Genomic DNA, 13,160 nt, shown 5'->3' with positions numbered 1-13,160 from the left:
AAGAATGGCCAACAGAGATGAGAAATATACATTGAACTGATAAATTGTATATTCTCGCTAAGATATGTATGTTGTATTACAGCGGTTGTTATGATTATTTGATTTGAATGTTTCTATAGCCGTAGCGTCGCGTCGCACTCCGCCGCGAGCGCTGGATGGTGGGTAACGAAGAGCAGCGTCCGTCCCGCGGCGTGGCGGCGGAGGCGGGCGATGAGCGTGCGCTCCGTCTCGGGGTCGAGGGCGGAGGTGGCCTCGTCGAGCAGCAGGATGCGGCCGGGGCGCAGCAGGGCGCGGGCGATGGCGATGCGCTGCGCCTGCCCTTCACTGAGGCCGCCACCCTGTTCGGAGAGCGGCGTGTCGAGGCCCTGCGGCAGGGCGCGGACGAAGTCGAGGGCCACGGCGGTGTGCAGCGCCTCGTCCAGCTCCTGGGGCGTAGCGTCGGGGTTGCCCATCAGCAGGTTGTCACGCACGGTGCCGCTGAACAGCGTGTTGCCCTGCGGCACGTAGACGAAGTTGCCGCGCGTGCGGGCCGAGACGGGGCAGGCCGTCGCGCCGTCGGTGAGGGTGATGCGCCCCTCCTGCGGCTCGGCCAGGGCCAGGAGCAGGCGCACGAGGGTGGTCTTGCCACGGCCCGTCTCGCCCATGATGGCGGTGCACGTGCCGGGCTCGAAGCGGTGGCTGAAGCCGCTGAACACGGGCGCGTCGCCCTCGGAGTAGGCAAAGCGCAGGTTCTCCACGGCCAGTACGGGCGTGCGGTCGAAGCGGATGGCGTCACCTCCGTCTTCGGCGGGCAGGCGCTCCAGCTCGAGCAGGCGGTCGGCGGCGGTCAGGGCGTTGACCACGGAGGGCACGAGGCGCGAGAGGTCGAACGCCGGACGCTGGATGCGGCCCACGAGTTGCAGGAAGGCGGTGAGCGTGCCCACGGTGATGCTGCCCGTGCTCAGGCGCAGGGCGCCCCAGATGAAGGCGGTGACGTAGCCTCCGGCAAAGGCGGCGGAGACGGCCATGCGGGCGGCCAGCGAGAAGCGCGTGCGGCTCAGCACCTGCGAGCGCAAGTCGTCCTGTAGCGTGCCGAGGCTGCGGATGCGTCCCTCGTCCTGCTCCAGCGTCTTGATGACGGTGCGGTGCTGCAGGGTCTCCTGGATGACGGCCTGGATACGGCTGTCGCTGCGGCGGATGTCGTGGGTGAGGCGCTTCATGCGGCGCAGGTAGAAGCGCGCGCCCAGCAGGAACAGCGGCAGGATGCCCACCACGAGCCACGGCAGCACGGGGTCGAGGACGTAGAAGAAGGCGAAGGCAGCCACGAGCTGCACGACGGTGACCACGGCGGTGGGCAGCGAGGCGGTGAGCAGGGTGACGATGGCCGTGGTGTCCTGCTCCACGCGGTTCACCACATCGCCCGTATGCAGTTGCTCCAGCGCGTTCCAGCGGCTGCGCAGCAGTCGGCCGAAGAGGCGGTGGCGCAGGGCGTTGGCGGCCTCCACCCCCATGCGGGCGGCGACCCACGTATCGGCGGCGCCACAAAGCAGTTGCAAGGCGAGCAGGCCGACGGTCGCGGCGGCCATCACGGTCAGGCTTCCGGCGCGGGCACCGGTGGCGATATCTATCAGCTGCTTCGACGTGTAGACGAAGCCCAGGGCAAAGGCGGTGCCCAGGATGCCGATGAGGCAACTCAGCAGGATACGTCCGCGCTGTCCGCGCGACAGGTCCCAGAGATAGGCCAGAAGGAAGCGGTTCGTTTTCATGGGCAAAGGCGTTTTTTCAGCAGGTTCAGCTGGATGGCCAGCGTCCCCTTGATGAGGGTCACGGGATAGAAGCAGGCTTCCACGGGGGCGTAGCCGTAGAGGCGGGCCACACGGCGCGTGGCGCGGCAGAAGGTGTGCCACTTGCCCCGCCAGTAGCCCTTGGGGCGCGGCGCGACGCGGCGGTCATGCTTGCCGAAGTTGCCCGTGGCGAAGATTTCGTCCACCAGGTCTTCGCCCAGGCGTCGGCAGCCCTCGGTGTCGAAGGGCAGGCAGTCGGACGGCAGGCCCAAGCGGCTGACGCAGACATAGCCGAAGGCACGGGCGGCGCGGAGCAGTCCCAGGCGGCGCAGGTCGCGAACGAAGCGAGCGTCGTCGATGTCAGCCCGGCGGGTGCGCAGCAGGCAGCACCAGTCGCACAGCTGGCGCAGGCCGATGCCGCTGTTCAGGAAGTGCTCGAAGGCGTGGAGGAAGATGTAGAGGGCGTTGAACGTGGGCGGCGGCGTGGGCATGCCGATGCGCCGCTCGGTGCCCTGCGGATACCACTCACGGACGAGGCGACAGAAGCGCCGGTTGGCCAGGGGATTGTTCGTGCGGTTGACGAGGCGGTGGTTCTCGATGTGTACACCGTCCAGCTCGTAGCTGGCGTGCTTGTCGGACTCTTCGCCCGTCTCCTGCGCTCCGGCCTCAAGCAGGAGGCGGTTGGCACGCGGCTGCCCATCCTTGCCCAGATAAATGTCGATGTCGCCGCACTGGCGGTGGCGGGGCTGGCGGTAGCAGGCGGCCATGCCCTGCCCCTTGAGCAGGACGGGGTGGAGGCCGGCATCAGTATAGAGTCGGTCGAGGCGAACAATCATGCGGTCGAGGCGATCGTTGGCCTGCTCGATCTGGAGCGTCTGCGCCGCCCATTGCAGGTAGAGCGGACGGGGCGGTCGCAGGTCGGCAGGCAGGGTGTTCAGCCCGTCGAACACGACGGCCAGCAGCGACTGCGTATGCGCCAGCCGGTGGAGCTCCTGCCACTGGGCGGGAGTCAGTCCTCGGAAGAGAGCCGCGTCGGCGGGCGTGCCCCACAGCCCGGCGCGGACAAGCGAGAAGAAGGCTTGCTGCATCATGGCTCGGTCAGCTGAGGATGCCGCAACGTTGCAGCGACTGGATGAAGGCTTCGGCGTCGCGGCGCGCCTGCTCGGAAGCCACGTCGTAACGCTCGGTCAGGGCCGCGGTCAGGGCGTCGACGTCAAAGTCTTCGTCGCGGAAGCGCTGCCACAGGTAGGCGGCCGTGCGGTTAAGGTTGATGATGCGGCTGAAGTCCACGTTCGTGGAGCCGTCGTGCATGACGATGTATTCCTCGCCAATCTGATGAAGCATGAATTCGGGTTTGATTTTCATATTCAATTATCCATTATCAATTATCCATTCTTATATTCTCCTGTATATCGCCAGTAACCACCGTCTGACGGGCGTGAGCCGCCGCCACCAGCGGGAGTAACGGAGCCAGACGGCACCGTCCGTGGGATACGTCCGCCCCTTGCGGATGACGGCGGTCAGCAGGCCGACGACGCGGCCGGTGTCTGTCCGCTCCGTCTGGTGCAGGTTGCCGTCGCCCAGCAGTGTCAGCTCGTCGCCCCGACGACACACGATGCGGTGGAGCACATAGCGATGGTCGTCCGTCAGGGCCAGTACCACGGCACCAGGTTGCAACTGGGCGTCGGTGCAGGGACTCAGTACCACGCGGTCGCGGCGGTCAACGATGAACGGGTTCATGCTGTTGCCGCGCGCTGTCAGCGTCACCGTGTGCCCTTGGCGGATAAGCTCGGCCACCTCGGGGATGAGCAGGTCGTTGGGCAGGCTCTTCTTCATGACGGCTGTCCTCCTCTGGCTTGAGTGACGGTCTGCATGCTGAGACGTGCGGCGGCCTCATCGGGCAGGCACTTCAGATGGCAGACAGGGATGCGGGTGGCGATGCGCGTCACGGTGTCGATGATACCTTTATAGATGGCCGCGTCCTGTTTGAGGCATGAGCACGAGGGCAGCAAGGCGGCGAAGGCGTGCGTGGCCGTCAGGCGGCTGATGTCGTTGGCGGGCGCCTGCTCCAGGCGAACGAAGGCGCCGACGGGCACCGACTCGTTCAGATAGCAGGGCGTCTTGCCACTCCAAGGCGTACCATAGACGGTGATTTCGCCCGTCTTGGGGTCGAGAGCCACCACGGGGTTGTCGTCGTTCAGCAGGCGGCTCCCTTCGATATGCTTCAGCCAGAGGCGGGTGTGCGTGCTCTTGCCCGTGCCGCTCTTGCCCAGGAAAAGATAGCCACGCCCTTCGTAGCAGATGACAGAGGCGTGCACCATCAGCGTCCCCCGCTCGGCGGTGGCGAAAGTGTAAATCATCATCAGGAAGTTGTTCACCACAAACGGCGCCATCGGGTGCAGAGCCTCGGGCAGGCTGATGACGTTGCGGCGGAAACGGTCGGTGCAGTCGGCATAAGCCTCGACGGCGAGGTTGTCCAGCGGGGCGATACCGATCCGATAGCTTCCGTCGGCCCGTCGCCGCAGGGTGCAGCGGGCATTCTCCCATTCGAAGGAGACGGGTTGCGGGAAGGTGTCTTCGACGTCAGTGACGGCAGTAACCTCACTCGGGCAGATGTCCACTTCGATGACTTTCGCGGCCTTCTCTCCCTCCTCCACGGGGAGGACGAACGGGGCGAACGAAGGCAGCAAGGCGGACGGCTCCAACGGCTCGGCACCGCCAATGCGGAGAACGTGCGGCCCGACGCGATAGTAGGTATTTGTCTGATTCATTTACGCTTTGTTTAAGGCTTCAAAGATAAGCAGAATTGTTGATAATTAATAATTGATGGGCGAGAATTGTCCACAGTTCGCCGCGAATCGTTACCTTTGCAGGCTCAAACGAAAAAAGACATTGACTCTATGATATCTGTAGAAGGACTGAAAGTGGAATTCAACGCCACGCCCCTGTTCGAAGACGTGTCTTACGTCATCAACAAAAAAGACCGCATCGCCCTGGTGGGCAAGAACGGGGCGGGCAAATCGACCATGCTGAAGATACTGGCCGGATTGCAGCACCCCACGGCGGGTACGGTATCCATCCCCCGCGAGTGTACCATCGGCTATCTGCCGCAGGTGATGGTACTGAGCGACGAGCGGACAGTGATGCAGGAAGCCGAGCTGGCTTTCGAACACATCTTCGAGATGCAGGCCGACATCGAGCGCATGAACCAGGAACTGGCCGACCGTACCGACTACGAGAGTGAGGACTATCAGAAACTCATCGACCGCTTCACGCATGAGAACGACCGTTTCCTGATGATGGGCGGTACCAACTATCAGGCCGAGATAGAGCGCACGCTCCAGGGCCTGGGCTTCAGCCGTGCGGACTTCGACCGCCCCACAAGCGAGTTTTCGGGTGGATGGCGCATGCGCATCGAACTGGCCAAGCTTCTGCTCCGCCGCCCCGACGTATTGCTGCTGGACGAGCCTACCAACCACCTGGACATCGAATCCATCCAGTGGCTGGAGAACTTCCTCGCTACGCGCGCCAACGCCGTGGTGCTTGTCAGCCACGACCGTGCTTTCCTGAACAACGTCACGACCCGCACCATCGAAATATCCTGCGGACGCATCTACGACTACAAGGTGAAATACGACGAGTTTGTCGTCCTGCGCAAGGAACGCCGTGAGCAGCAACTCCGTGCCTACGAGAACCAGCAGAAGCAGATTGAGGATACCGAAGCTTTCATCGAACGTTTCCGCTACAAGGCTACCAAGGCCGTGCAGGTGCAGAGCCGCATCAAGCAACTGGAGAAAATCGAACGCATCGAGGTGGACGAGGAAGATAACTCCGCCCTGCGCCTGAAGTTTGTCTGCTCCAGCCGTAGTGGCAACTATCCTGTCATTTGCGAGGATGTGGCGAAAGCCTATGGCAACCACGTAGTTTTCCACGACGTCAACCTCACCATCAACCGTGGCGAGAAGGTGGCCTTCGTGGGCAAGAACGGCGAAGGTAAGTCTACGCTGGTAAAGTGTATCATGGGCGAAATTTCCGACTACACGGGTAAACTGACGCTGGGACACAACGTACAGATAGGCTACTTCGCGCAAAACCAAGCGCAACTGTTGGACGGCGAGCTGACGGTGTTCGACACCATCGACCGCGTGGCTGTGGGCGACATCCGTCTGAAGATACGCGACATCCTGGGTGCCTTCATGTTCGGCGGCGAGGCATCGGACAAGAAGGTGAAGGTACTCAGCGGAGGCGAGCGTACCCGCCTGGCCATGATCAAGCTCTTGCTCGAGCCGGTGAACTTCCTCATCCTCGACGAGCCGACCAACCACCTGGACATGCGCTCCAAGGACGTGCTGAAGGAAGCCATCCGCGACTTCGACGGCACGGTAATTATCGTGAGCCACGACCGTGATTTTCTCGACGGGCTTGCGACTAAAGTCTATGAGTTCGGCGGCGGAGTGGTAAAGGAACATTTGGGTGGTATCTACGACTTCCTGAAAAAGAAACAGATCGAGAACCTGAACGAATTGCAGAAGTCGCCTTCCCTGTCGGAATCACCTACGGGAGCCAAGAAACCGTCGGCGGCGGAAGCTCCCCAAGTCTCAGCGGGCCGCCTGTCCTACGAAGAGCAGAAGGAACTGAACAAACGACTGAAGAAACTGGAGCGACGCGTAGCCGATTGTGAGGCCGAAATCGAACAGACAGAGGCCGCCATTGCCATCCTCGAGGAAAAGATGGCTACGCCTGAAGGAGCTTCGGACATGTCGCTCTACGAACAGCACCAGAAGCTGAAGCAGCAACTCGACCGCGTGATGGAAGAATGGGACGCCGCTTCGACCGAACTGGAGGAAGCCAAAAAATAAGCAAGAAAATGTAAACTTTTAAACAATAGAGATTATGAATTTGAAGTATTATTTCCCCGTTGCAGCCCTTTGCCTGGCATTGGCATCCTGCAACACAGGCAAGCAGCAGACGGCTCTGACCGCCGGCATCGACCTTGCCAACCTGGACACAACCAACCTGCCGGGTACGGACTTCTACCGCTATGCCTGCGGCGGTTGGATCAAGAACAATCCGCTAACCGACGAGTATTCCCAGTATGGCTCGTTCACCGTCCTGGCCGAAAACAACCGCAAGCAGATTCAGGGCCTTATCGAAGAACTGGCCGCTACACAACACGAGGCAGGCTCTGTCGCACAGAAGGTGGGCGACATGTATAAGATTGCCATGGACAGCGTCAAGCTGAACCAGGAAGGCGTAGCTCCCATCAAGGCCGAACTCGACCAGATTGCCGCCCTGAAGGACAAGAAAGAGCTTTACCCGTTGCTGGCCGAAATGTACAAGAAAGGTATCGCCGCCTACCTCGCCATCTATGTAGGTGCCGACGAGATGAACAGCAACATGAACGCCGTACAGATGGCCCAATATGGCCTGAGCATGGGCGACCGCGACTATTATCTGCTCGACGATGAGGCTACCGTAAAGATTCGCGAGGCCTTCAAGGAACATGTAAAGAAAATGTATCAGCTGGCCGGCTTCGACGCCGCTACCGCCGAGCAGGGTATGAAGGCCGTGATGGACGTGGAAACTCGTCTGGCCAAGGCCTTCCGTTCGCGTGTAGAGCTGCGCGATCCGCATGCCAACTACAACAAGATGGCGATGGACGACATCAAGAAGCAATACGCCACTTTCGACTGGGATGCCTATCTGAAAGGACTCGATCTGAACGATGTGAACGAAATCATCATCGGACAGCCCGCTTCGCTCGAGGCATCGGTCAAGATTATTGATACTCTGCCCCTCGACCAGCAGAAACTCTATCTGCAATGGAAGCTGATTGACGCCGCCGCCAGCTACCTGAACGATGCCATGAAGGAGCAGAATTTCGACTTCTATAGCCGTACGATGTCGGGTGCACAAGAGATGCAACCCCGTTGGAAGACGGCCGTAAGTGTGGTTAGCTCCATGCTGGGCGAAGCTGTAGGTCAGATGTATGTGGAGAAATACTTCCCTGCCGCCGCCAAGGAACGTATGGTGGGTCTTGTGAAGAACCTGCAGACGGCCTTGGGCGAACGTATCCAGGCCCTCGAATGGATGGGCGACTCTACCAAGGTGAAGGCTCTGGAGAAGCTCTCTACCTTCCACGTAAAGATTGGCTATCCTGACAAATGGAAAGACTATAGCGCACTGGAAATCAAGGACGATTCCTATTGGGCAAACATCGAACGTGCCAACCTATGGGGACATGCCGAAATGGTGGCCAAGGCCGGAAAACCTGTTGACAAGGACGAGTGGCTGATGACACCTCAGACGGTAAACGCCTACTATAATCCGACAACCAACGAAATCTGCTTCCCTGCCGCCATCCTGCAACCGCCGTTCTTCGACATGAACGCAGACGATGCCTTCAACTACGGAGCCATCGGCGTAGTAATCGGCCACGAAATGACGCACGGATTCGACGACCAGGGCCGCCAGTACGACAAGGACGGTAACCTGAAAGACTGGTGGACGGAAGAAGACGCCAAGAAGTTTGAAGAACGTGCTAACGTGATGGTAGCATTCTTTGACAGCATCGAAGTAGCTCCTGGTGTACATGCCAACGGTAAGATGACGCTGGGCGAGAACATCGCCGACCATGGTGGCTTGCAAGTTGCCTTCCAGGCCTTCAAGAACGCTACGGCTGGTGCTCCGCTCGAAGTGAAAGACGGCTTTACACCCGAACAGCGTTTCTTCCTGGCTTATGCAGGCGTATGGGCCAACAACATCCGTCCTGAAGCGGTACTTCAGATGACGAAGATCGACGTACACTCGCTGGGCGAATGGCGTGTGAACGGCGCCCTGCCTCACATCGGTGCCTGGTATGACGCCTTCGGCATTACCGACAAGGATCCGATGTTCATCCCCGCCGCCGAACGCGTGTCCATCTGGTAAAATATCTTTCATTGCCGAAACGCATGGCGTATCGGCAGGAAAACTTTTGAAAATGCCCGAACTTCTCGTTGTGGAAGTTCGGGCATTTCTTGTCAAACAGAAAAGCATCGTTTTCCGAGGCGGAAAGCACCGCTTTTCGAGGAAGAAAGCAATGCTTTCCCAACAAGGGGCAACTGGGACGAAAAAACATAAACCGCTCATTCTTTTAATTATAGTAAATTTCTTGCCAAGGTGTATATGGGTAAACCAACAAAATTTGTAACTTTGCGGGGTTATTATATAATACGCATAAAAACCATATAGCCATGACGGAAGCAAAGAGAATCAAAACAGCATTGGTATCCGTTTACCATAAAGACGGTTTGGACGAAATCATTACCAAACTGCACGAAGAAGGTGTGGAATTCCTCTCAACAGGCGGCACACGCCAGTTCATCGAAGGACTGGGTTATCCCTGCCGCGCGGTAGAAGAACTGACCACCTATCCGTCCATCCTGGGCGGCCGCGTAAAGACGCTCCACCCGAAAGTGTTCGGAGGCATCCTGTGCCGCCGCGACGTGGAGCAGGACCTGCAACAGATCGAAAAATATGAAATTCCCGAAATAGACCTCGTTATCGTAGACCTCTATCCGTTTGAGGCAACCGTAGCCAGCGGAGCACCCGAAGCCGACATCATCGAGAAAATCGACATAGGCGGCATCTCGCTCATCCGCGCCGCTGCCAAGAACTACAAGGATGTGGTCATCGTAGCTTCGCAGGCACAGTACCAGCCCCTGCGCGACATGCTGATGGAGCATGGCGCAACGACTTCGATTGAAGAGCGCCGCTGGTTTGCCAAGGAAGCTTTCGCCGTTTCGTCACACTACGACTCGGCCATCTTCAACTACTTCGACGGCGGCGAAGGAAGTGCCTTCCGCTACTCGGCCAACAACCAGAAGACCCTGCGTTATGGCGAAAACCCCCATCAGAAGGGATATTTCTACGGCAATCTGGACGAAATGTTCGACCAAATCCACGGCAAGGAAATCTCCTACAACAACCTGCTGGACATCAACGCTGCCGTAGACCTCATCAACGAATTCGGCAATGACACGACGTTTGCCATCCTGAAGCACAACAATGCCTGTGGTTTGGCTACCCGTCCGACGGTGCTCGAGGCTTGGAAGGACGCCCTGGCAGGCGACCCTGTATCAGCTTTCGGTGGTGTGCTCATCACGAACGCCGTCATCGACAAGGCTGCTGCCGAGGAAATCACGAAAATCTTCTTCGAAGTCATCATCGCTCCCGACTATGACGTGGACGCCCTCGAAATCTTGGGTCAGAAGAAGAACCGCATCATCCTGGCCCGCAAGCAAGGCGCACTGCCCACGAAGCAGTTCCGTTCGTTGCTGAACGGCGTACTGGTACAAGACCGCGACCTCAAGGTAGAAACTCCCGAAGACTTGAAAGTAGTGACCGTCAAGGCTCCTACCGCACAGGAAATCGACGACATGCTCTTCGCCAACAAGATTGTGAAGAACTCCAAATCGAACGCCATCGTCCTGGCCAAGGGACACCAGTTGCTGGCCAGTGGCGTCGGTCAGACAAGCCGTGTGGATGCGCTGAAACAGGCCATCGAGAAGGCCAAGAGCTTCGGCTTCGACCTGCACGGAGCCGTAATGGCCAGCGACGCTTTCTTCCCCTTCCCCGATTGCGTGGAGATTGCGGGCAACGAAGGCATCACTGCTGTCATCCAGCCGGGCGGAAGCATCAAGGACCAGCTGAGCTTTGACTACTGCAACGAGCATGGCATCGCCATGGTGACAACAGGTTTCCGTCACTTCAAGCACTAAAAATAATGAAGAATGAAGAACGAAGAATTTGAGCGCATCGAAGTGCCTGCCTGAATTCTTGTTTTCCGTTCTTCATTCTTAATTCTTCATTCTTAATTCTTCATTAAAAAGATGGGATTATTCTCTTTTACCCAAGAAATAGCCATGGACCTGGGCACGGCCAACACCATCATTACCTCCAACGGTAAGATTGTGGTGGACGAACCTTCGGTTGTGGCCCTCGACCGCCGTACGGACAAGATGATTGCCGTGGGCGAAAAAGCCAAGCTCATGCACGAGAAGACGCATGAGAACATCCGCACCATCCGTCCCCTGCGCGACGGCGTTATCGCCGACTTCTACGCTTGCGAGCAGATGATACGCGGACTTATCAAGATGGTGAACACCCGTCACCGTCTCTTTTCGCCTTCGCTCCGCATGGTCATCGGCGTGCCTTCGGGCAGTACCGAAGTGGAGCTCCGTGCCGTGCGCGACTCGGCCGAGCATGCTGGTGGACGTGACGTTTACCTCATCTTCGAGCCCATGGCCGCCGCTATCGGTATTGGCATCGACGTAGAAGCGCCTGAAGGCAACATGATTGTGGACATAGGAGGTGGCTCGACCGAAATCGCCGTCATCTCGTTGGGAGGTATTGTGTCGAACAACTCCATCCGCATCGCGGGCGATGACCTTACGGCCGATATCCAAGAGTACATGAGCCGCCAGCACAACGTGAAGGTCAGCGAGCGTATGGCCGAGCGTATCAAGATCCATGTGGGAGCCGCCTTGACCGACCTGGGCGACGATGCCCCTGAAGACTATATCGTACATGGCCCGAACCGCATCACGGCCCTGCCTATGGAAGTGCCCGTATGCTACCAGGAAGTGGCCCACTGCCTCGAGAAATCCATCTCGAAGATCGAAACGGCTATCCTCAGCGCACTGGAGAACACACCACCCGAACTGTATGCCGACATCGTACACAACGGTATCTATCTGGCTGGTGGAGGCGCTCTGCTTCGCGGACTCGACAAGCGTCTGACAGACAAGATCAACATTCCTTTCCATATCGCCGAAGATCCTTTGCACGCCGTTGCCAAAGGTACAGGCATTGCGCTGAAGAATGTAGATCGTTTCTCGTTCCTGATGCGATAAATAATCAGCGGTTAGTGGTAAGCGGTTAACGGTGAGTAGCCATCTGAATGGGGATACTAACCGTTAACCCCTTACCACTAACCGTTCATCATTAACCACTAACCGTTATTAAGAGACGTGCGTGACCTCCTTAACTTCCTGTTAAAATACAACCACTGGCTCCTCTTCCTGTTGCTTGAGGCAGTCAGCTTGTTTTTGTTGTGCAACACCGGTCCTTACCAGCACAGCGCGGCTCTTTCGTCCGCCAACCTGATTGCGGGAAAAGTCTACGAAGTAACGGGAAGCATCACGTCCTATTTCCACCTGAAGGATGCCAACGAAGACTTGCTCGACCGCAATGTATGGCTGGAACAACGAGTCTTGCAACTTGAAAGCGCTTTATCCGGATACGTAGGCGACTCTGCCGTCCGCCAAGCGCTGGATCGCGACATGCCGCCAGGCACAGGAATCGAACAAAGCTTCAAGGCGCATGTGATAAAAAACAGCCTGAACCGAACAGACAACTACATAACCCTCGACCAAGGGAGTGCAGCTGGTGTCAAGCCCGACATGGCCGTAGTAGGTGCAGCCGGTGTAGTAGGAATTGTTTACCGCACTTCTCCAAGCTATTCGTTGGTCCTTCCTCTGCTCAACAGCAAGTCCAGCATCAGTTGCAAGATCCAGGGAAGCGACTATTTCGGCTATCTGAAATGGGAAGGAGGCGATCCCCGCTATGCCTATCTGAAAGACCTGCCTAGACATGCAGAGTTCAATTTGGGCGACACCGTTGTCACCAGCGGATTTTCATCTGTCTTTCCGCAAGGACTTATGGTAGGAGTCGTCGACGACATGGCCGACTCCAACGACGGGTTGTCTTACCTGCTCAGAATCAAACTTGCGACAGACTTTGGCAAACTGGGTTCTGTCCGTATCCTTGCCCGACGTGGCCAGGAAGAACAAAAAGCATTGGAACAAGAACAATGAGTTCTAAATTCAGAAATAAAAAAAATGACAATAACCTATCTACATAAAGCAGGATGGCTTGTCGCACTGGTTTTGTTGCAGGCATTGATATTGAACAACCTCCACATCGGCGGTTATGCCACCCCTTTCCTGTACATCTACCTGCTTTTGAAGTTTGAGGCAGACGTGCCGACAAACAGGCTGATGTTATGGGCATTCGTACTGGGGTTGATGGTCGATATCTTCTCAGACACCCCTGGATTGAATGCAGCCTCAACAGTACTTCTCGCTTTCGTCCGTCCTACCCTACTGAGACTTTTCGTTCCCCGTGACCTCCAAGAGACACTTGTCCCTGCCATCCATACCATGGGAATAAATGTCTTCCTGAAATATGCGACCACAGCTGTGTTACTGCACCACGCCGTATTGCTCTCACTTGAATCATTCTCCTTCGCCCATCTGCCAGAGTTGTTACTGCGGATCATCTCCAGCACCCTCTTTACCATGCTTTGCGTACTGGCTTTAGAAATGCTCTTCCAAAAAGGTAAACGATGAAACG

The 13,160-nt window shown here is 57.6% G+C and carries 11 protein-coding genes; 6 read left to right on the top strand and 5 right to left on the bottom strand.

The window, feature by feature from the left end; all coding sequences use genetic code 11:
- Window positions 1-113: 113 nt before the first annotated feature.
- The 5 genes from HF894_RS06775 to HF894_RS06755 all read right to left on the bottom strand — a co-directional run bounded on the left by HF894_RS06775 (window position 114) and on the right by HF894_RS06755 (window position 4,534).
- Window positions 114-1,745, bottom strand: coding sequence for an ABC transporter ATP-binding protein (locus HF894_RS06775; RefSeq protein ID WP_204972702.1), 1,632 nt, complete (start codon window positions 1,743-1,745; stop codon window positions 114-116).
- On the bottom strand, window positions 1,742-2,854 hold the full coding sequence (locus HF894_RS06770) for a nucleotidyltransferase domain-containing protein (protein WP_246593161.1): 1,113 nt from the start codon (window positions 2,852-2,854) through the stop codon (window positions 1,742-1,744). Before HF894_RS06770 ends, HF894_RS06775 begins: the two co-directional genes overlap by 4 nt.
- Window positions 2,855-2,861: 7 nt before the next feature.
- Window positions 2,862-3,128: a PqqD family protein gene (locus HF894_RS06765; protein WP_204972700.1), complete on the bottom strand. Its 267-nt coding sequence runs from the start codon at window positions 3,126-3,128 to the stop codon at window positions 2,862-2,864.
- A 30-nt stretch (window positions 3,129-3,158) separates the two neighbouring features.
- A complete protein-coding gene (locus HF894_RS06760) occupies window positions 3,159-3,503 on the bottom strand; it encodes a hypothetical protein (RefSeq protein ID WP_394369825.1) in 345 nt (114 codons plus the stop codon).
- A 92-nt stretch (window positions 3,504-3,595) separates the two neighbouring features.
- Window positions 3,596-4,534: a hypothetical protein gene (locus HF894_RS06755; protein ID WP_204972696.1), complete on the bottom strand. Its 939-nt coding sequence runs from the start codon at window positions 4,532-4,534 to the stop codon at window positions 3,596-3,598.
- Window positions 4,535-4,663: 129 nt separating this feature from the next.
- Here HF894_RS06755 and abc-f point away from each other — a divergent pair, with 129 nt between their 5' ends.
- The 6 genes from abc-f (at window position 4,664) to mreD (ending at window position 13,156) form a co-directional block, all read left to right on the top strand.
- Window positions 4,664-6,622, top strand: a complete 1,959-nt coding sequence (abc-f, locus tag HF894_RS06750; RefSeq protein WP_204972694.1) for a ribosomal protection-like ABC-F family protein — start codon at window positions 4,664-4,666, stop codon at window positions 6,620-6,622.
- A gap of 34 nt (window positions 6,623-6,656) precedes the next feature.
- Window positions 6,657-8,693 carry a M13 family metallopeptidase gene (locus tag HF894_RS06745; RefSeq protein WP_204972692.1) on the top strand — a complete coding sequence of 679 codons (2,037 nt, stop codon included), beginning with the start codon at window positions 6,657-6,659 and terminating at the stop codon, window positions 8,691-8,693.
- Window positions 8,694-8,998: 305 nt separating this feature from the next.
- Window positions 8,999-10,525: a bifunctional phosphoribosylaminoimidazolecarboxamide formyltransferase/IMP cyclohydrolase gene (gene purH, locus HF894_RS06740; RefSeq protein WP_075318778.1), complete on the top strand. Its 1,527-nt coding sequence runs from the start codon at window positions 8,999-9,001 to the stop codon at window positions 10,523-10,525.
- A gap of 111 nt (window positions 10,526-10,636) precedes the next feature.
- Window positions 10,637-11,659, top strand: a complete 1,023-nt coding sequence (locus HF894_RS06735; protein ID WP_021848740.1) for a rod shape-determining protein — start codon at window positions 10,637-10,639, stop codon at window positions 11,657-11,659.
- A 117-nt stretch (window positions 11,660-11,776) separates the two neighbouring features.
- The gene (gene mreC / locus HF894_RS06730; RefSeq protein WP_021848741.1) at window positions 11,777-12,622 is read left to right on the top strand and encodes a rod shape-determining protein MreC; all 846 of its coding nucleotides are present in this window, start codon (window positions 11,777-11,779) and stop codon (window positions 12,620-12,622) included.
- Between the two features lie 24 nt (window positions 12,623-12,646).
- Window positions 12,647-13,156, top strand: a complete 510-nt coding sequence (gene mreD, locus HF894_RS06725; RefSeq protein ID WP_021848742.1) for a rod shape-determining protein MreD — start codon at window positions 12,647-12,649, stop codon at window positions 13,154-13,156.
- The last annotated feature ends 4 nt before the right edge of the window (window positions 13,157-13,160 follow it).

The sequence above is a fragment of the Caecibacteroides pullorum genome (assembly GCF_019239235.1).
Taxonomy (GTDB): Bacteria; Bacteroidota; Bacteroidia; order Bacteroidales; family Bacteroidaceae; genus Bacteroides; species Bacteroides pullorum.
Note: the sequence above shows the minus strand (reverse complement) of the source record. Positions and strands in the feature narration are given on the sequence as shown.